Source organism: Streptomyces sp. NPDC048671, assembly GCF_055587045.1.
Genome location: NZ_JBVJHB010000004.1, coordinates 457,296 through 476,839, shown reverse-complemented (window position 1 = coordinate 476,839; position 19,544 = coordinate 457,296). Strand labels below are relative to the sequence as shown.

General features: G+C 70.8%; 14 protein-coding genes. 12 read left to right on the top strand and 2 right to left on the bottom strand.

Translation table 11 applies throughout. The annotated features are described in order from the left end of the window. Positions 1–292 precede the first annotated feature (292 nt). Complete coding sequence (locus ACZ6S6_RS11005) at positions 293–592, top strand: hypothetical protein (protein ID WP_362964263.1); 300 nt, start codon at positions 293–295, stop codon at positions 590–592. A gap of 131 nt (positions 593–723) precedes the next feature. Here the strand turns inward: ACZ6S6_RS11005 and ACZ6S6_RS11000 are convergent, their stop codons facing one another. Next, positions 724–1,350 carry a class F sortase gene (locus ACZ6S6_RS11000; RefSeq protein ID WP_469704954.1) on the bottom strand — a complete coding sequence of 209 codons (627 nt, stop codon included), beginning with the start codon at positions 1,348–1,350 and terminating at the stop codon, positions 724–726. Between the two features lie 61 nt (positions 1,351–1,411). Beyond that, on the bottom strand, positions 1,412–2,080 hold the full coding sequence (locus tag ACZ6S6_RS10995) for a hypothetical protein (RefSeq protein ID WP_469704952.1): 669 nt from the start codon (positions 2,078–2,080) through the stop codon (positions 1,412–1,414). 1,292 nt (positions 2,081–3,372) lie between these two features. Between ACZ6S6_RS10995 and ACZ6S6_RS10990 the strand changes: the two genes are divergently transcribed. The 11 genes from ACZ6S6_RS10990 to ACZ6S6_RS10940 all read left to right on the top strand — a co-directional run bounded on the left by ACZ6S6_RS10990 (position 3,373) and on the right by ACZ6S6_RS10940 (position 19,536). Next, the gene (locus tag ACZ6S6_RS10990; protein ID WP_469704950.1) at positions 3,373–4,407 is read left to right on the top strand and encodes a 2-ketoarginine methyltransferase; all 1,035 of its coding nucleotides are present in this window, start codon (positions 3,373–3,375) and stop codon (positions 4,405–4,407) included. Further along, positions 4,397–5,728 carry an MFS transporter gene (locus ACZ6S6_RS10985; RefSeq protein ID WP_469704948.1) on the top strand — a complete coding sequence of 444 codons (1,332 nt, stop codon included), beginning with the start codon at positions 4,397–4,399 and terminating at the stop codon, positions 5,726–5,728. The genes ACZ6S6_RS10990 and ACZ6S6_RS10985 overlap by 11 nt, the downstream gene beginning before the upstream one ends. Beyond that, positions 5,725–7,221, top strand: a complete 1,497-nt coding sequence (locus tag ACZ6S6_RS10980; RefSeq protein ID WP_362964273.1) for an argininosuccinate lyase — start codon at positions 5,725–5,727, stop codon at positions 7,219–7,221. Before ACZ6S6_RS10985 ends, ACZ6S6_RS10980 begins: the two co-directional genes overlap by 4 nt. A 46-nt stretch (positions 7,222–7,267) precedes the next feature. Then, positions 7,268–8,218: a GHMP family kinase ATP-binding protein gene (locus ACZ6S6_RS10975; RefSeq protein WP_362964275.1), complete on the top strand. Its 951-nt coding sequence runs from the start codon at positions 7,268–7,270 to the stop codon at positions 8,216–8,218. Between the two features lie 4 nt (positions 8,219–8,222). Next, positions 8,223–10,661, top strand: a complete 2,439-nt coding sequence (locus ACZ6S6_RS10970; protein ID WP_469704944.1) for a pyridoxal-phosphate dependent enzyme — start codon at positions 8,223–8,225, stop codon at positions 10,659–10,661. Between the two features lie 136 nt (positions 10,662–10,797). Next, positions 10,798–11,964, top strand: coding sequence for a beta-methylarginine biosynthesis bifunctional aminotransferase (locus ACZ6S6_RS10965; RefSeq protein ID WP_362964279.1), 1,167 nt, complete (start codon positions 10,798–10,800; stop codon positions 11,962–11,964). Further along, positions 11,948–14,245 carry an amino acid adenylation domain-containing protein gene (locus tag ACZ6S6_RS10960; RefSeq protein WP_469704942.1) on the top strand — a complete coding sequence of 766 codons (2,298 nt, stop codon included), beginning with the start codon at positions 11,948–11,950 and terminating at the stop codon, positions 14,243–14,245. Before ACZ6S6_RS10965 ends, ACZ6S6_RS10960 begins: the two co-directional genes overlap by 17 nt. Next, on the top strand, positions 14,238–14,582 hold the full coding sequence (locus ACZ6S6_RS10955) for a hypothetical protein (protein WP_469704940.1): 345 nt from the start codon (positions 14,238–14,240) through the stop codon (positions 14,580–14,582). Before ACZ6S6_RS10960 ends, ACZ6S6_RS10955 begins: the two co-directional genes overlap by 8 nt. Positions 14,583–14,587: 5 nt before the next feature. After that, entirely contained in the window at positions 14,588–18,079 is a 3,492-nt protein-coding gene (locus ACZ6S6_RS10950) for a non-ribosomal peptide synthetase (RefSeq protein WP_469705013.1), read from the top strand. 106 nt (positions 18,080–18,185) lie between these two features. Further along, positions 18,186–18,404 (top strand): MbtH family protein, encoded by a 219-nt coding sequence (locus ACZ6S6_RS10945; RefSeq protein WP_362964285.1) that lies wholly within the window; start codon positions 18,186–18,188, stop codon positions 18,402–18,404. A gap of 61 nt (positions 18,405–18,465) precedes the next feature. Continuing rightward, a complete protein-coding gene (locus ACZ6S6_RS10940; protein WP_469704937.1) occupies positions 18,466–19,536 on the top strand; it encodes an ornithine cyclodeaminase family protein in 1,071 nt (356 codons plus the stop codon). Positions 19,537–19,544: the final 8 nt, after the last annotated feature.

Sequence of the window (19,544 nt, the reverse complement as noted above, 5' to 3'; positions counted from 1 at the left end):
CATTGATCGGACGCCTTGGGGTTCTCGTCCAGGACGTAGCGAACGCGCGAGCCGCCCGAAGTGCCCGGTGTCGTTTGCGCTCGGGCGTACGCCGCCGCCCCCGCGTCCGGTGAATCCCCATGCGAGCGAATCCGTTCGAGACGCCATTCGAGACCGTGGCACCATGTACCGCATGCCGACGAACCGAAGGGTCCATGCCGCGTAGACGGCCAGGACAGATCCGTGCTGGTGCCCCCCCAGCCACCGCGCAACGGGCACAAGGCCAGTCATCGACGGTCTGTCTTCGCGTGCAATGTCCGAGATCATGTGTCTTGAGCACACCCGCAACTATCTGCAGCCAGGCGACGTCAGCGCGGCTGTGAGCCTGTGGAAGAACTACGTCCACCAGCCCGCGCGTGATCTGTGGCATGACTACGAGTGGGGCAACGTGCACTGGTACTGCTGCGGCAACCCCCTCGAAGCCCGAGCCCTCCTCGACATCGTGATGCAGGCCGTATCACCACGAAGCGCCCGCGAACTCCGAAAGATCGTCAGCCGGTCAGATGCCGTCTGGAACCTTCCGTCCTCGCCCTACGACGCGGACGGAAGATAGAGAACAAGCTGAGAGGTGCAGGCGGGCCATGCTCCCGCCTGCCATCGGTGCGCCTTGGCCCGAGGTGTGGGCGGGAGGAAACGCGGACGGCCGGTACCTCGCCCCCGAGGTACCGGCAGCTCCCGAACTGCTCACAGCCTTGAGGCTGCCTGTTTCTTCAGTGACGTCAGGTGGGCGAAGACGACGACGTTGGCCGAGTAGCCGTTCTTCTTGTTGAAGCGTCCGCCGCACGTCATGAGTCTCAGTTCCGGACGGTTGCCGGCCCCGTATACCTTCTCGTCCGGGAACTTGTCCTTCGCATAGGTCTTGACCTCATCGATGGTGAAGAGCGCGGTGAGCCGGTCGGCCCGGCTGACCTTCACCGTGTCGCCCCGGTGCAGCGCGTTGAGGTTGAGGAAGATCGCCGGCCCTGTTTCGGTGTCGCGGTGACCGACGATCAGAGAGGTTCCCGCGTCACCGGGTGACGGGCCGTTCCGGTACCAGCCCACCACCCTCGGCTTGCTCAGCGGCGGGGCGCCGAGGTGCCCCTCGGCGTCGAGCCCGAGGCCGATGACCGGGGCCTCGATGAAGATCCCGGGCACCGCGATCTTCATCGGCCGTGCGGGTGACAGGGGTACGTGCGAGACCCGCTGGGTCGGGAGGTCTCCGCCGCCCGCGGCGTCGCCGCCGTGCGCGGCGGAGACCGACGGGTCGTCGGACGAGTCCGAACTCGCTGAGACGATGCCCGCCACCAGCGAAAAGAGCACGCACAGTGTCATCGTGAGACGGCACGCCCGACTCGGCCCCCGTCGCCGTCGCCGTCGCCGTCGGCTGTGCGCGCTAGGCCTCGTTGCGGGCACGACGGCGTGCGGCTCGACGGACCATGATCAGCCCTGCGGCCCCGACCGCTCCCGCAGCCAGCGCGGCAGTGGTCCCCACGTTCCCGTCGCTCTCGGCACTGAGGTTGGTCATGTCGGGGACGCCGCCGCCGCCGGCGGGCACCGCACCGGACGGCCGGTCGTAATTTGATTCGACACCCGACGCGGACGAGTCCCGGCCGCTGTTCTCGGCACGGCCGCCGTTGGTCGCCGGCTTGGAGCAGTCGACGCGGAACCTCTTCTGCTTCGGACCCGCCGGGGTGATCCACACCAGCTGGTACGTGCCCTCCGGGAGCAGGTACTCCTGGCTGCGCGCCGAGCCGTTCACGAGCGGCAGCGTGCTCTGCAGCGTGTCGCCCGGGGGAACGGTCGGGGGCTGCGCGGTAATCGCCCAGGGAACGGCCGGGAAGGACTCGAAGTTGCTGGCGGCGAGGACGAACTTGCATACTTCGACCCCGTCACCGCCGCGTGAGTTCCAGCCGACCGAGCGGATGTCGATGTCACCGCTGTCGCCGGGGGCGGCGTAGGCGGCGGACGCACCGGCCAGCGTCGCTCCGGCGATGACGACCGCGGCAGCCGCGGAACCGCCCACACGGACACTGCGGGCGCGGACGGAAGCGGAAATGCGCATGCTGAACTCCCTCAAGCCGAGATGATTGTCGTACTGATCGATTGATCGCCTAAGAAATGGCATGGATCGTCGGAGAAACCTGTCGTAACACTCTAAAAAAGCTGACAAGTACCCTGAGTAGCCGATAGCGGGCCAGGACGGGGCAAGGGTGGCGAGCCGGCCGATCCGCGGCTGCCCTGTGTGCCACGTGACCGACGAATACGGCGACGGATTGCCTGACGGGGCCTCCGTGCCAACGGTGACGGTTGCTGGTGACGGGTTCACCTGGGACTTTGCCGGCGTAGCCGGTGGTGCACGACTCGATCTTGCGGGGCGGTCACGGGCTCGTCGGCGGGGCAGCAGGCCGCGGCTGATTTCGGCGGGTCCGGCGAGTCGGTCCCGGATGGTGTGGTGCGCGATCAGGTGCGCGTAGATCTCCTGCCGCACGCCACTGAGCCGGTACCGCGCGAGAACGGAGCGGGTCAGGGCGGACGCCGGTCACCGCGCCGGCACAGCTCGAAGATCTGGGCCTTGAACTGCGGCATGAACGAACGGCGAGGGCGAGGCTTCTCCTTCCCCATGCGCGCCATGATGGACATCCTCCCGGGGCGGAACCCCTGGTCTCGAATGTCCGTCAAAGCGGATCAAGCCGATTCCGGCCCGCGGCCACTTCGGAGGACACCGGCGAGGCGTTCACGCCCCGGCGGCGCCCTTCGGACAGGACGGCCGCTTCTCGCCTCCGGCCCCGTCCTCGCCGTGCCCGGGGCGCTCCCGGCTGGCTTGGTGGTCAAGGAAGCCCCCGGTGAAGGCAATCCGGCCTGTATACAAGCCGGTTGGGTGACATGTATGCCATTCCGCCCCCGGCGCGCTCCCGTTCACTCGGGCGCACAACCGGGTGCCTTCAGCAGCACTTAGGAGCGGTATCGGAAATTCCGCTCCGACAAAGAAGAGGCGGGCGAGCCGACGAGTGGAAGGGCAAGGTCAAATCGCGCCAACATTTCCCCTAATCTCGTTCGTTCGAACCGGGCGCCGTTGCCGTGCCCTCATATGCCCCGTGAATGCCTACTGGGCAACCCCCACCCAAGCGTGGGACGCCCGAGGGGAGTTGACTGCAGGTCAGCCGGGGTCGCGGACCTGGGGTCATACATAGGCCGACCACCGAAGTCAAGCCTGGTCTTGCCAAACGTACTCAAGTTAGAGTGAGTTCACCGAAGATTTGAGGAGATGTGCAGTCTTGCTGAAATTGCAGCTCAGGCCACGCCTGGCGTGACGCGGGCTGCTTAGCTGACGGTAACGACGAGAGCAAAGAGACAATGCAGCCAGATTTCGAGCAGCGCCTGATTACTGCGATCCAGCCCATCAGGCACTTCTTTCTCGCCCAGTGCTTAGAGTTCGCCATGACCAGCGGTCTGCTGAGCCGGCTGAGCGAAGCGCCACCCGCCGGCGTCGACAGCGTCGACAGCCTGGCCCAGGACCTGAACCTCCACCCCGAGCGCCTCACGGGCCTCCTGCGCTACCTGGAGGGTGAGGGCATCGTCATCGATGCCGAGGGCGCGCCGGCCATCACCGCCAAGGGCCGCGAGTTCCTGGAGTTCCGCCCGTGGTACGAACTGCTCATCGGCGGGTACGGCGCCACCCTGCGGGAGCTTCCCGAGGTCATGGCCGACCGTAAGAGATTCGCCTCGCGCAACGGCACCATGGTCGGACTCGGCAGCTGCGGCATGAGCCGCTTCGACGCCGTGCCCCTGGTCAAGCAGTTGATCGCCCTCCTGCCCGAGCCGCCCAGCGCCCTGGTGGACCTCGGATGCGGCGACGGCACCTTCCTCCTCGACCTCTGCGAGGGCGGCAGTCCGGGCATCGGGGTGGACCCGACCCCTGGCAGTATCGACATCGCGCGCCGCGCCGCCGCCGAGCGAGGCATGTCCGATCAGGTCCGCTTCGTGACCGCGACCGCCGAGGGCTACATGGCGCAGGTCACGCCCGAGACCACCGGTGCCCCCTGCTTCGTCACCGCCTTCTCGCTGCAGGAGGTTCTGGAGCAGCAGGGCCGTGACGCCACCGTCGAGGTCGTGCGCTCCGCCCTGGCCCACGCGCCGGCAGCGCACCTGGCGATCGTCGAGGTCGACCACCGCCCGCTCGACCCGGCCGTCACGCGGCACGGTCTGGGCAACGCTTACTACAACCCGTACTACTTCCTGCACCAGATCACGGAACAGCGTCTGGAGACGCGGACGTTCTGGGAGGAACTCATCAAGGAGGCCGGCGGGGAGGTCGTCGACTGCCTGACGACCGCGCCCGAGGTCGACTCGACCGGCCTTGAATTGGGGTTCCTGGTACGTGGCCAGTAATACCGAGAAGGAAAGGGTAACGCAGGTGCCTTCTGGGTTGTGGCGACACCGGGATTTCCGGAATCTATGGCTCGGGCAGACGTCTTCCATGTTCGCGGCGCACATGGTGGCGGTTCTCTTCCCGCTGCTCGCGTCCGTTTCCCTCGATGCCTCGCTCTTCGAGATGGGGCTGCTTTCGGCGGCGGGTTATGTGCCCTACCTCGGGGTCAGCCTGTTTGCGGGGGTCTGGCTCGACCGGAAACCGAAGCGAGCCATTATCGTTCTGTGCGACCTCGCCCGCGCGCTGCTTCTCCTTACCATCCCGCTCGCCTGGTGGCTCGACCTTCTGAGCGTTCGCACGCTTCTCGTGGTGGCTTTGCTCGTCGGCTCCTTCAGCGTTGTCGCCGATGTGGGAAGTGCCTCGATTCTTCCCGCCCTGGTCGAGCGCGACGATCTCATCGACGGCAACAGCAAGCTGGAACTGAGCGCGTCCTCGGCGAGCATCGCAGGCAGCGCGCTCGGCGGCGGCATCTTCCAGCTCCTCGCCGGGCCCGTCTCGATGCTGATCAACACGGTGCTCTTCGCGCTCTCCGCGTTCTTCACCGCGCTCATCCGCGGGGAGCGGAAGCCCGGTGAGGGCGCCGAGGACGCCGAGGGCACGGAAGGTACGGAGGGCGGCGAGAAGCCGAGCCAGTCCATCTGGCGCGACATGGCCGACGGCGTCGCGTTCGTCACCGGCCACATCACGGTGCGGACCCTGGTCCTGACCACGCTCGTCATCAACTTCTTCATGGCGATCGCCGAGCCCGTCGCGCTGGTCTTCGTCACCCGCACCCTCGACATCCCCGCGTACACCGTGGGGCTGATCCTGGCCGCGGCGGGTGCCGGAGCGCTCGTCGGCGCGGTCATCGCGGCGCCGATGAGCCGTGCCATCCCGCTCGGCCGGCTGCTCGTCCTGACGGCCGCGCTCACCGGCGTCGCCTCTCTGATGACGCCGCTCGCCACACTTGTTCCGGCGCCCGCGGCCGTGGCCCTGATGATCGCCATGTACGTCCTGGACGCGGCGATGATCGTGGTCTACAACATCAACGTCCGCAGCTACCGTTCGGCCATCACGCCGGACGACATGCAGGGCCGGATGAACGCCGCGAGCCGGATGGCCGGCATGGGCGTCATGCCCATCGGCGCCGTCCTGGGCGGACTGCTCGGTACCGCGGTGGGCACGCTCCCGGCGCTGGTCCTGGCTTCCCTGGGAACACTGACCGCGCCCCTGCTGCTGGCGTGCACGCACGTCCGTACCGTGAAGCGGGTCCCGGAGCCGGAAGCGGAGCCTTCCGCGTGAGCGGGCGGCTGAGCGGGCGGGTCACCGAGGACCCGAGCGCACTGGTGCGGGAACTGGTCCTCGATCCGCAGTTCCGCTACGAGGCCCGCAACCTGTTGCCCTGGTACGTCGCGATCGAGAAGTCGCTCGTGGCCGAGTACCTGCGGATGGGGCTGATCGGCGCCGGACAGGCGGGCACCCTCGGGCGCCTCCTGGACGACGTGACACCCGAACTGATGGAGCGGGGGCGACAGCAGAGCCTGTCCGACATCGCCCTCGCGATGGAGCGGAGCGTCACGGAGCGGCTTGACGAGCCCGTCCCCGTCTGGCACGCCGACCGCAGCAGGAACGACCTCCAGGCCTGCGCCCAGGTGATGTTCGCCAAGCAGCGGCTCCGGGAGGCGGCGGCGCAGCTGCACGACCTCGCCACGGCGGCCCACCGGCTCGCCGACCGGTCGGTGGACGTGCTCATGCCGGGCTACACGCACTTCCAGTCGGCCCAGGTCATCAGCGCGGGCTTCTACTTCGCCGCGCTGAGCGACCGGCTGCTGCGCCGGTCGCGGCGCATGCTGCAGACGTACGACATGATCGACGCGTGCCCGCTCGGCGCCGGCGCGATGTCCGGGCAGGAACTGCCCTGGGACCGGGACCGGCTGGCCGCACTCCTCGGGTTCGACCGCGCGGAGCCACTGGCGCTCAACGCGGTCGCGTCGCGGGAGTGGGCGGCCGAGGTCACCTCCGAACTCGCCCTGCTCGGCGCCACGCTGAGCCGGTTCTGCACCGACCTGCTGATGTGGGCCGGCAGCGAGCACGGGTTCCTCGACCTGCCCGACGCGCTCTGCGGCATCTCGGCGGCCATGCCGCAGAAGAAGAACTTCCCGATCCTGGAACGCATCCGGGGCAAGACGGCCCACCTGGCCGCCTTCCACTTCGACGTGGTCCTCGGCCAGCGCAACACCCCCTACAGCAACCTGGTGGAGGTGTCCAAGGAGGCGGGCACCCACGTGGCCGAGGCCTTCGACACCTGCAGCGATGTGACACGGCTGCTGACGGCGGTCCTCGAAGCCCTCGTCCTGCGGGAGGACCGGCTCCTGCAAGCGTGCGAGAAGGAGTTCTTCGGCGGCTTCACCCTGGCCAACCAACTGACGCTGCACCACGGCGTCACCTGGCGCACCGCCCAGGTGATCGCCGGCGGCTACGTACTGGCCGCGGTGCGGGCCGGACGTACCCCCAAGGACGGCGCCCCGGACGTCCTGCGGGACCTCGCCGCCGAGCACGGACACGTCATCGAGGACGCCGACGCCCTGCTCGCGGACGCCTTCGACGTCCGCGCCGCGCCGGCGCGGATGCGGTCCTCCGGGTCAGCGAACCCGGACCACGTACGGGCCGCCCTGGCCGGTCAGGAGAGGGAGGAGAAGGACCTCGCCGCCGCATGGGAGCGGCGCGCGACGGTCGTACGACAGGCGTTGGACGGCACCGACCGGGCCCTGGGCCTCGGAGCCGATACGGAGTGAGCGCATGCGGGGGAACATGGCGGATCAGAGGACGGCACGTGTCCCTGTGCCCACGGCCTGGCCGGCGACTGCCACCGAAGAGCCGAGACCCTGGGCGGTCGGCAGCGGCTGGGCCGCAGGCACCTTCGGTGAGCTTCTCCAGGGGGTCCTCCCGGACGACCGGCACTTCCTCGTGACGCTGCCGATCACCATCGGCTCCACCGCGACGTTCCGCTACGCGGACGACGCCGCGGGCATCACGGTGGAGGCCGCCCGCAAGTGCAAGTCGGCGCGGGTCGTCGCGCTGGCGCTCGAAGCGCTCGGCCGGCCGGGCGGCGGCGAACTGCTGCTCGCCGGTGAACTCCCCGAGGGCAAGGGGCTCGCGAGCTCGTCCGCGGACCTGGTGGCCTCGGTGCGCGCCGTGGCGGACGCCTTCGGGACATCCTTCCCCACCCATGCCGTCGAAGCCATGCTGCGCGAGGTGGAGCCCTCCGACGGGGTCATGCACGACGAGATCGTGGCCTTCCTGCACCGCGAGGTACGGCTCCACAGCCGCCTCGGCCACCTGCCCCGGCTGGTGATCATCGGCTACGACGAGGGAGGCCAGGTCGACACCGTCACCTACAACCGCAGGCCCGCTCCCGTCGACGCGGAAACGCGCGCCGAGTACGCCGCGCTGCTCGACCGGCTGGCCGGCGCCGTCGCCGACGGCGATCTTCGTACGGTGGGCGCCGTGGCCACCCGCAGCGCCGAACTGCACGCCAGGACCCGGCCGCGCGCCGCACTCGCACCGCTGGTGACGGCGTGCGACGAAGCGGACGGCCTCGGTGTGGTCATCGCGCACAGCGGCACCGTGCTCGGTGTCCTGTTCGCCGCCGACGACCCCGAACTCGACCGGAAGACCTCCCACGTACAAGCCCGATGCGCGCGCCTCGGCGGGCCCAGCACCATCTATCACCATGCGCCCGGCTCAGCCGCGCGGCGCGAGGCCATCTGGGGGAACGGCGATGTTCTTTGAGTCCATGCACGATTCCATCGGGTCGACACCGCTGATCCGGCTGAAGCTGGACGCGCCACCCGATGTCGAGGTCAGCGCCAAGCTGGAGATGCACAATCCCTTCGCCATGAAGGACCGCGTCGCCCGCCACATGCTCCTCGAAGCCCGGCGCCTCGGTGTGCTGAAGCCCGGCGCGCCCGTGATCGAGAGCTCCTCGGGCACGATGGCGCTCGGCATCGCCCTGGTCGGGCGTTCCCTCGGCCACCCGGTGCACATCGTCACCGACCCCCGCATCGACCCCATCACGCTGGCCAAGCTCCGGGCGCTGGGCTGCGAGGTCCACGTCGTGGACCGCATGTCCAGCCACGGCTGGCAGAGCGCGCGCATCGAGCGCCTGGAGCAGCTCCTCGCCGACCTGCCGGGCGCCTTCTGGCCGAAGCAGTACAGCAACCCGGACAACCCCGGCGCCTACCGGGCGCTCGCCCGTGAACTCGTCACCGACCTCGGCACCGTCGACGTACTCGTCGGCTCGGTGGGCAGTGGCGGATCCCTCTGCGGCACGGCGCGGGCCCTGCGCCGCCACAACCCGGACCTGTACGTCGTCGGCGTGGACTGCGTCGGCAGCGCCCTGTTCGACCAGCCCGACCGTCCGGAGCGGCTGCAGAGCGGCCTCGGCAACAGCCTCCAGCCGGCCAACCTCGACACCTCGCTGTTGGACGAGGTGCACTGGCTCAACGACCACGAGGCGTTCGCCGCCACCCACGACCTCGCCCGGGATCAGCAGATCTTCGCCGGGAACACCTCCGGCTCCGTCTACCAGGTGCTGCGGCACCTGGCCCGCCACAGCGAGCCCGGCCGCCGCATCGTCGGGATCTTCCCCGACCGGGGCGACCGGTACGCCGACACCGTCTACAGCCCGGAGCACTGGGACAAGCACGGCCTGCGGGACATGGAGCGCAGGCCGCAGCCGCGTGAGGTGGTCTACGGCACCGAGGTCCACTCCTGGTCGCGGGCCTCGCTCCGGGAAGTGCGCCCCGTACCCCGCAAGCTGCTCTTCGTCGAGTCGAACACGACGGGTACGGGCATGGTGGCCCTGCGGCTGGCCCGAGAGCTGGACTTCACGCCCGTGCTCCTGACCAGCGAGCCCACCCGGTACACCGGCCTCGACGACACCGGCGCCGACGTGATCGTCTGCGACACCAACTCCCTGTCCGCCCTGAGGGCGACGGTCCAGGAGCACTTCCGGGCGCTGGAGATCGCCGGCATCACCACGACCAGTGACTTCTACGTGCCCACCGTGGCCGAGCTGGCCACCTGGCTCGGCGCTCCTGGCAACCCGGCCGAAGCCATGCGGACCTGCCGCGACAAGGCGAAGCTGCGCGAGACGCTGGCCAGGGAGGGCGTGCGCCAGCCCCGCTTCGTGGTGGTGCGGGACGCCGCGGCCGGAGCGACCGCCGTGGCCAAGGTCGGCCTGCCCTGTGTCGTGAAACCCGTCGACGACTCCGGCTCCACGAACGTGCTGCTGTGCACGAGCGCGGAGGAGGCCGGCGCCCACATCGCGCACATCCTCTCCCGCACGGTCAACGCCCGCGGCCTGCCCACGGCCGGAGAGGTGCTGGTCGAGGAACTCGCCGACGGACCCGAGTACAGCGTCGAGATGTTCAGCGTGGAGGGCCGGCACGCCTGTGTCGGCATCACCGCCAAGTCGGTCACCGGCGCACCCCGCTTCGTCGAGCACCAGCACCTCTTCCCGGCCTCCGTGACCCCGGAGGCCGCCGAGGAACTCACACGCACCGTGCGGGCGGCGCTGTCAGCCGCCGGAGTGCGCTCGGGCCCGACCCACACGGAAGTACGGCTCGTGGCCGACGGACCCGTGATCATCGAGGTGAACCCCCGGCTCGCCGGCGGCATGATCCCCGAGATGATCCGCCTGGCCACGGGAACGGACCTGCTGGAGCAGCAGGTCCGCGCCGCGACCGGCGGGGAACCGCTCCTGGAACCGGAGTTCGCCCGGCAGGGAGGCATCCGCTTCCTCATCGCCGACAGGGCGGGACGCATCGCCGCCGTCGAAGGGCTCGACTGTGCCGCCGCGGTGGCCGGCGTGGAGCGCGTGACGATGACGGTGCGACCGGGCGCCGAGGTGAGCCCCGCCCAGGACGCCTACGGGCGACTCGGCTACATCATCGCGACGTCCGAGCGGCCCGACGACATCGAGAAGGTCCTCGACGCCGCCGAGCGGAAGATCCGCTTCGTGTACGAGGATGAGGCGCGGGACGAGCGGGACCTTTACCGCGTCGTCAGCAACGACGAAGAGCAGTACTCGATCTGGCCGCACGGCCGGCCGCTGCCGACGGGCTGGCAGGCCCACGAGACGAGCGGCACCAAGGACGAGTGCCTGAGCCACATCGCCGAGGTCTGGACCGACATACGTCCGCTCAGCCTGCGGGCGAGCCAAGGCCGGTGAACACACGAGCACCTGGCGCACACCAGGAAGCCGACCCGGCCGGAAACCGCCACGAGCCGGGACCACGGCTCTCCCACGCCGCCGTCCAGAAGACCGCGGCAGACCCGCGCACAGCCTTACCGGAAAGGAAGACCAGGTGACGGCTCCGGAGTTATCGGCTCTGCAACGACGCTTGAACAGGGCCGAGTCCCGACCCGGCGAGGACTGGCTGGTCCTCGTCGAGAACGTCCCGGAGTGGCCCGAAGGAGCGGCCCTCCCGGCCGAGGTGCCCCAGGCGGCACACGCCCGCGCCCCCTTCTCCTACGCCGCCTCCCAGGGACACCCGAGGCTGACCGAAGCGCTGGTGAAGCGGGAACACGAGGTCTCAGCGAGCCGGCTCGTCGACGAGTCCAACGTGCTGGTCACCGCCGGCGGCATGTACGCGATCGGCCTGGTTCTGCGCGACCTCGCCGACCGGGGCTACCGCAAGGCGGTGCACACCACCCCCGTGTTCTGCGGCGTACGTGACAGCATGCGGGCCGCCGGAATGCGCAACAAGGCGCTTGCCCTGACCGGGACCTCGGACGACCTGGCGCTGCTGCGCCGCGAGTGCACCGAGCCGACGGTCGTGTACGTGAACCTGCCGCACAACCCGACGGGCGAGGTACTGCTGCCCGAGTACCTCGACGTGCTGGCCACCCTCGCCGCACAGCCCGACGTGCACGTCGTGTACGACGCGGTGTACGACTCCTTCGACTTCGGCCCCGACCGCTGCCCGACCCCGGTGGACCTGGCCGTCGGGGAGCCCGGAATGACCGTCGTCAACTCGGTGTCGAAGAACTACGGGCGCCCCGGGGACCGGATCGGCTGGATCGTGGCGGCCGAGGAGAACATCCACCGCCTGGTGCCGCGCCTGGAATGGGAAGCGGTCTGCCTCAACGGGCGCGCCCAGCTCGACGCGGTCGCCGCGATCAGCCGCGGCAACACCGAACTCGTCGAGGCGGTCAGGGCCGGGCGGGCCGCCTACCTCGCCCACGCCCGCGGACCGTGGGCGCCGGACCCCGTCCCGCACGGCGGCACCCAGCTCTGGCTCGACCTCGGCGTCCCCGACATCGAGCGGTTCGCCGACTTCGCACTGGAGCGGCACCACCTGGTCCTCACCACCTCGGCGAACTACGCCCCCGTCCTGCCCGGCCGGATCCGCTTCCCCACGGGCATCCCCGCGGAGCGGCTCGTCCGGGGCCTGACGGGACTTCACGAGGCCCTGGAGGACTGGGCGACGTACGACGGGGAAGGGACGGGCGACCATGGCGACAGCCGTTGACGGCCTCAGCGGTACGGTGCGGCACTGGCGTGCCGTCTTCGCGGGAGTCGAGACGCTGGAGGGGCACTTCCCGGCCGGCGTCGCCCAGGACCCGGTGCGGCCCCGGGCGACACACGTCCTGACCACCGGCGCCGACGCCGGGGTCCGGCCGGCGGACGCCGCGAAGCGCTGGGGCGTCGGCCTCGACACACTGGTCGGCGGCGCCTGGGCCCTGGTGCTCGCGCTCCGCTCGGGCCGCGACGACGTGGTGTACGGCCATGCCGCCGAGGGCGTGGGCACGGCCCCGCTGCGGGTACGGCTCGACTGTGCCCTGCCGGTGTCCGCCTGGCTGCGGGAACTGCGCGCCCAGTGGGAGGACGCCTCGGCGCACCTCGACGTGGACCTCGACGACATCCGGCGCTGGATCGTCGGCGACAGCGGGGGCGAGCTGTTCGACAGCACCGTCTCCTTCGGCTCCGGCGCGCACGACTCCTCGGGAGTCACGCTGCACGCCGAGCCGGCGCCCGGGGGCGGGCTGCGCCTCGAACTCCGCGCCATGCCGGAGGCACTGTCCGTCGCGGCGGCCGAGGGCGTGCTCGCGGTGCTGGAACGCACCTTGACCCGGCTGACCGCCGAGCACGAGCCCCTGGTCGGCGACCTGGTCGCCGCCGCGAGCGGGGTCGTCCCCCTCGCGCAGACGGGCGGAACGCACCCCGTCGCGGAGGCGGACGCCCTGATGTCCTCCGGGACGCGCGCAGCCCTGCTGGCCGGCGTGTGCCGCGGCGACGACGAGGAGGCCGAGCAGTTCGTCTCCGTCCAGGAGATGTTCGAGGCCGTCGTGCGGGAGCACCCCGACGCGGTCGCCGTCGAGGCGCCGGACGGCGAGCTGACGTTCGCCGCCCTGGACGCGCGGGCCCGCTCACTGGGGGCGCGGCTGCGCGAGCGCGGTGCGGGCGCCGAGACCACCGTGGCGGTCCTGTGCGAGCGCACCGGGGACCTGGTGGCCGCGATGCTGGGCAGCTGGGCGGCGGGCGCCGCATTCGTCCTGGTCGACCCGGCCGAGCCCGAGCGGCGCACGGCCGAGAAGTTCGCCTTGGCCGGGGTGCGCCTGGTCGTCGCCGACGACACACACGCGCGGGCCGCGGAGCGCACGGGTCTGCCCGTCGTCCCCGTCACCGCGGACGCGGCGAGCGCGCCGGGGGAGCCCTCGGCCTACCCGCGGCCGCTGCCCCAGCACCTGGCCTACGTGGTGTTCACCTCGGGCTCCACGGGCAACCCGAAGGGCGTACTGATCCACCACCGGGGCCTGGCCGAGCACATCCGCACCCAGCTCGCCCCCGTGTACCGCCGGGTGAGCCCGGACGGCGCCGGTCTGCGCGTGGGCGGGGCCGCGCCGGTGACCTTCGACTCCTTCATCGACCAGGTGCTGCCCATGGTCGCCCTGGGACACCGGCTCGTCCTCTTCGACGAGATGCAGCGGCGCGACCCGGGCAGCTTCCTGTTCCGCACCCCCGGTACCGAGCTCGACGTCGTGGACTGCTCGCCCTCCCAGCTGTCGCTGCTCGTCGAGTTCGGCCTGCTGGGGACACCCCTGAAGCTGGTGGTCTTCGGTGGCGAGAAGCCGGGCCGCAAGCTCTGGCAGGCGCTGCGCGCCGCCGACGTGACGGTCGTCAGCATCTACGGCGCCACCGAGTGCTCCATCGGCTCGGTCGAGGCCGACGTCCACCGCGACGAGCGGGTGTGCCTCGGCCGGCCCGCCGGCTCCGGTACCGTCTACGTCCTGTCGCCCGACCAGCGCCTGCTGCCCCCGGGACTGACCGGGGAGATCTACCTGGGCGGACCCGGCGTCGGGCGCGGCTACGCGGGCGATCCCGCCCACACGGCACGGGCCTTCGTGCCCGACCCCTTCTCGGACGTGCCGGGCACACGCATGTACCGCACGGGCGACGTGGGCAGAGTCGCTCCGGACGGACGCCTGGTGTTCCTCGGCCGGGTGGATGACCAGCTGAAGATCAGCGGCTACCGCATCGAACCGGCCGAGATCGAAGCCGCCCTGGACGCGGTGTCCGGCGTCCGCCGCTCCGCCGTCCTGCCGGTGCGGGGCGTGGGCGCGGACCAGCTCGTCGGCTTCGTCGAGTGCGATGCGGACTTCGACGCGGAGCGCGCCAAACAGGAACTCGGCGCCCGGCTGCCCTCGTACATGGTTCCCAGGCGCCTGGTGCCCCTGGACCCACTGCCGTTGACGCACAACGGGAAAGTGGACCGCAAACGGCTCGCCGAGATGGGTGGATCTAGTGAGTGAACTGGTGAACCGGCTGAGCGGGGCCGACAGCCGGGTGGTCCTCGGCGACGCGGGCCTCTCGGCCACCGAGTTGCACACCCGTGTCACACGGCTGCGCGCCGTGCCGCTGACCTTTCCGGACACCCGGGGCGGCACCACGCTCGACATCGCGGTCGACGCCGACCGCACCGTCCTGGACGGCGCCGACTTCACGGCGGGCACCGGCCCGCTGCACATCGAGGGCACCCTGACCCTCGACCGCGTCCCCGTGCGCTGCACGGCGGACATCGACCTGGCCTCGCGCACGGGGACCGGGCGGATCTTCGAACAGCGCGCGGACCACCGGGAGACGGCGTGAGCAGCATGACCGCCGACGCCGTACGGGCGCGGATGACGACCCTCTTCCGGGACGTCCTGGGCCGGCCGGAGCTGGCCGCAGGCACCGACTTCTTCGACCACGGAGATTCACTGCTCGCCGCGCGCCTCATCATGCGGGTGCGCATCGAGTTCGAGCAGGAGGTGCCGCTCACCTGGCTCTTCGAGGGCCGCACCGCGGCCGCCCTCGCCGACCGTCTCACCGGAGCCGACCAGGCCCTGCCACAGGCGGCGGCGCCCCGGCCCATTCCGCCGGCCGACCGGGGCCGGCCGCTGCGGCTGTCGCACGCGCAGGAGCGGCTGTGGTTCCTGCACCAGCTCGACCCCGACGACCCCGCCTACAACGAGCCGCTCGTCCACCGCGTCCGGGGACCGCTCGACACGGCGGCCCTGCGGGCTGCGGTCCAGGCGGTGGTCGACCGCCACGAGGCGCTGCGCACGGCGTTCGTCCTGGACGGCGACGCTCCCGCGCTCTTGGTGCGGGAGGGCGTCGAGCTCGACCTGGACACCCGGGACCTGCGCGAGCAGTACGCCGAGGGCGGCGACGCGTGGCTGCGCGGCTTCCTGCGCGGGGAGATCCGCCGCCCCTTCGACCTCACCGCCGCACCCCTCGTGCGCGCCCACGCCTTCCGCGTCGGCGACGACGCCTGGGCGCTGCTCTTCACGCTCCACCACATCGCCACCGACGGCTGGTCCAACACCCTCTTCCTGGACGAGGTGAGCAGCGGCTACCGGCAGGCCATCGGGTTCGCCGGCGCCGCGGGCGCCGCGCCCCTGCCCGTCCAGTTCACCGACTTCGCCGCCTGGGAACGCCACACGGCGACCGAGGACATGGAGAGCGGACTGCGGTTCTGGGAGGAGGAACTGCGCGGAGCGCCGCTCGCGCCGGCGCTGCGCACCGACACCCCGCGCGGCAGCGCCACCACCACGCTCGGCGAGGCGATCCTGGCCGGTCTCGACGCCGCCGAGACCGCCCGGATCGCCGACGTGGCGCGGCAGTGCGGAGTGTCGACGTACTCCCTGTCCCTGGCCGTCTTCACCCTGCTGACGCACCGCTGGACGGGCGAGGCCGACGTCGTGGTGGGGACGCCCGTCGCCAACCGCCCGCACCCCGACCTGGAGAAGCTGATCGGCTTCTTCGTGAACACGCTGCCGATCCGCTCCACGTACGACGGCCGGGAGACCTTCGCCTCCTACGCGGCACGGATCGAGGCGACCGTGCGCCGGGCGGTCGAGCACGAGCGGGTCCCCTTCGACCGCATCGTCAACCGGCTCGGCGGCGGCGGCCTCACCGGCCACCAGCCACTGGCCCAGGTCGTGTTCGCCTTCCAGAACGACTTCGACCGCAGGCTCGCCCTGGAAGGCCTCGAGGTCGAGTTCTTCCCCGTGCCCAACGGCTCGGCGCGGTTCGAGATGACGATGTTCATGGCCCAGGCCCCGGGCGGCGTCCTCGAATGCGAACTCGAGTACAACACCGAGCTGTTCGCCCCGGAGACGGCGGAGCGGTTCTTCTCCGTCTACCGCACCCTGATGGAGGGCGTACTCGACGATCCGCACCGCGCCCTCGCCGCGTACGGGCTGGTGTCGCAGGAGGAACACCTCAGCCTGCGGCAGTGGAACGCCACCGGCCAGCCGTTCCCCGACGACCGGTGTCTGCACGAACTCATCGAGGAGCGGGCGGCCGCGGCCCCGGACGCCGTGGCCGTGGTCCACGGACACGAGCACCTGAGCTACGGCGCGCTCGACGCCTGGGCGAACCGGCTGGCCAGGCACCTGCGTACGGCGGGCGCGGGCGCCGACACGGTCGTCGGGATCTGCATGGACCGCTCCGTCGAGATGGTCGCCGGGCTGCTCGGCATCCTCAAGGCGGGCGCGGCCTACCTGCCCCTAGACCCCGGCACGCCGCGCAACCGGCTGAACACCATCGCGCACGACGCCGGCTCCCACTGGTGCCTGGCCCTCGAACGGCACCGGGACAGCGTGCCCGAGGTGCGGCACACCGTGTTCCTCGACTCGGACCGGGAGACGATCGACGCCTACGACGCGACGTCCCCCGATGCGCCCGTGCACCCCGACGACCTGGTGTCGGTCTACTACACGTCGGGTTCGACCGGACGGCCCAAGGGCGTGGCCAACACCCACCGCGGCTGGGTCAACCGCATGGCGTTCATGCAGCGCCTGCACGGCCTGCGGCCCGGCGAGAGCGTCCTGCACAAGACCACACTGAGCTTCGACGACTCGGCGCTGGAACTCTTCTGGCCGCTGATGACCGGGGGCCGGATCGCCCTGATCGACCCCGGACTCCACCGTGACCCGGTGGAGATCCTCGACGCGGCGGTCCGCAGCCGCACGGTGCACCTCCAGGTCGTGCCCAGCATGCTGGCCACGGTGGTCGACCACGTCGATGCGGGCCGGCGCGAGCTGCTGAGCGCCCTGCGGACCACGGTCTCCAGCGGAGAGGCCCTCTCCGGAGAGCTGGTGCGCCGCTACCACGAGGTCCTGCCGGGCGCCCTGCACAACACCTGGGGTGCCACGGAGGTCTCCATCGACTCCACCACGCACACCTGCTCGGTCGCCGACATCGACACGGCCGGTGCGGTCAGCGTGGGCCTGCCCTTCGACAACAACCAGATCCACGTGCTCGACGAGCTGCACCGGGAAGTCCCGGTGGGCGTCGTCGCGGACCTGTACATCAGCGGGATCGGACTGGCCCGGGGATACCTCGGGGACCCGGCCAGGACGGCGGCGGCGTTCGTGCCGAGCCCGTACGCCCCCGGCGAGCGCATGTACCGCACCGGCGACCGGGGATACCGGCGCCCGGACGGCTCGCTGATGTTCGTCGGGCGCTCCGACCACCAGGTCAAGATCCGCGGCATGCGCGTCGAACTCGGCGAGATCGACGCCGTGCTCACCCGGCACCCGGGGGTCAAGGAGGCGCTCACCGTCGTCCAGGAGACGGCGTCCGGACTGAAGCGGCTCGTGGCCTACGTGGTGGCGGACACCGGCGCCGCCGGCCCGACGCCCGAAGCGGTGCGCCGGCACGTCTGCGCGTACCTGCCCGACTACATGGTGCCGTCGTTCGTCCTGCTGCTCGCCACCTTCCCGCTCACCCCGAACGGCAAGGTGGACCGCAAGGCGCTGCCGGAGCCGGACCGGCTGCGGGACTACTCCGAACTGGCCTTCGTACCGCCTGAGGGGCCCGTCCAGGAGAACCTCGCCGAGATCTGGGGCGACATCCTGGGCGTCGACAAGGTGGGGGTGCTCGACAACTTCTTCTCGCTGGGCGGCCATTCCCTGGTCGCCACGCGGCTGGCCTCCCGCATCCGCCGGCGCTTCGGCGTGGAGCTGCGCCTCCAGGACGTCTTCGGGATGCCGACCATCACGGCGATGGGGGACGAGGTGGAACGCCTGCTGGCCGAACGCGTCAACAGCATGACCGAGGACGAGGTCAGGGAACTGTTCGAGCAACTCGGCGGCTGAGCCGCCCCGTACGGCGTCCGTCCGACCGGACGCGTCCGACACCCGCCGATCCGATACCCGCCGATCCGATACCGGCCCCATCCGACAGCAGAGGGGAAAACCAACCATGCCCAATCCGTTCGAGGACGCCGACGGCACGTTCCACGTCGTGGTCAACGCCGAGGGACAGCACTCCCTGTGGCCGGCCTTCGCGGAGGTCCCCGCGGGCTGGGAGACGGTCTACGGCGAGGCGGACCGCGAGTCGTGCCTGAAGTACGTCGAGGAGTCCTGGACCGACATGCGGCCGCGGTCGCTCGTCGAGGCCACCGACGGCGCGTCCCGGTGAACCCCGTACCCCTTCGTTTCCCTGTTCTCTTCAGGAGCACCCACTACCACGGAGTTCCCTCATGACCACTGTAGTTCTGGACGCGCGGGACATAGCCCGCATCATCGGCACCATCGGCCGGGACCAGGTGATGGACCGGGTCACCGACCGCCTCCTCGTCGCTTTACGCGCACTGGCGAACGGCGAGGGCGGCATCACCCCCGCCCGTGACGGATTCATCAGAGAGGCCAACGGCCAGGGCTGCCTGGAGTGGATGCCGCACCATGAGCCCGGGAAGAGCGTCACGCTCAAGACGGTCGCCTACTCTCCGGGCAACCCCGAACACTGCTCGCTGCCAACCATCCTCGGCACCGTCGCCCGCTTCGACGACGTGACGGGCCGACTGATGGCCCTGGCCGACGGGGTCGTGCTCACCGCGATCCGCACCGGCGCGGCCTCGGCCGTCGCCAGCCGGCTGCTCGCGCACCCCGACAGCAGCGTGGTCGGCCTGATCGGCGCAGGCGCACAGGCGGTGACCCAACTGCACGGCCTCAGCCGGGACTTCGACATCAGCAAGGTCCTCGTCCACGACATCGACCCGCGCCACGTCGCCGGCTTCCCGCAACGGGTGGAGTTCCTCGGCCTCGACGTACAGATCGCCTCGGCCGCCGAAGTCGTCGCCGCGGCGGACATCCTGTGCACCGCCACCTCGGTCGAGGTCGGCGCGGGCCCGGTTTTCCAGGACGCCGGCGTGCGCGAGCACCTGCACATCAACGCCATCGGGGCGGACCTGCCGGGCAAGACAGAGCTGCCGAAGGACCTGCTGGAGCGGTCGTTCATCTGCACCGACCACATCGAGCAGGCCCTGCGCGAGGGCGAGTGCCAGCAGCTCGGCGCGGACGCGGTCGGCGCGCACCTGGCCGACCTGTGCGCCAAGCCCGAGCTGGCGCAGCCGCACCGGACGCGCACCTCCGTCTTCGACTCCACCGGGTTCGCCCTGGAGGACCACGTGGCCCTGGACGTGCTCCTCGAACTGGCCACCGAGCTGGGCCTCGGCACCGCGATCGACATCGAGTACCACCCGGCGGACGCCCTCGAGGTCTACCCGCCGCTCCAGGCAGGTGACCGACGCGTGGGGATCACGGCCGGCTGATACCTGGA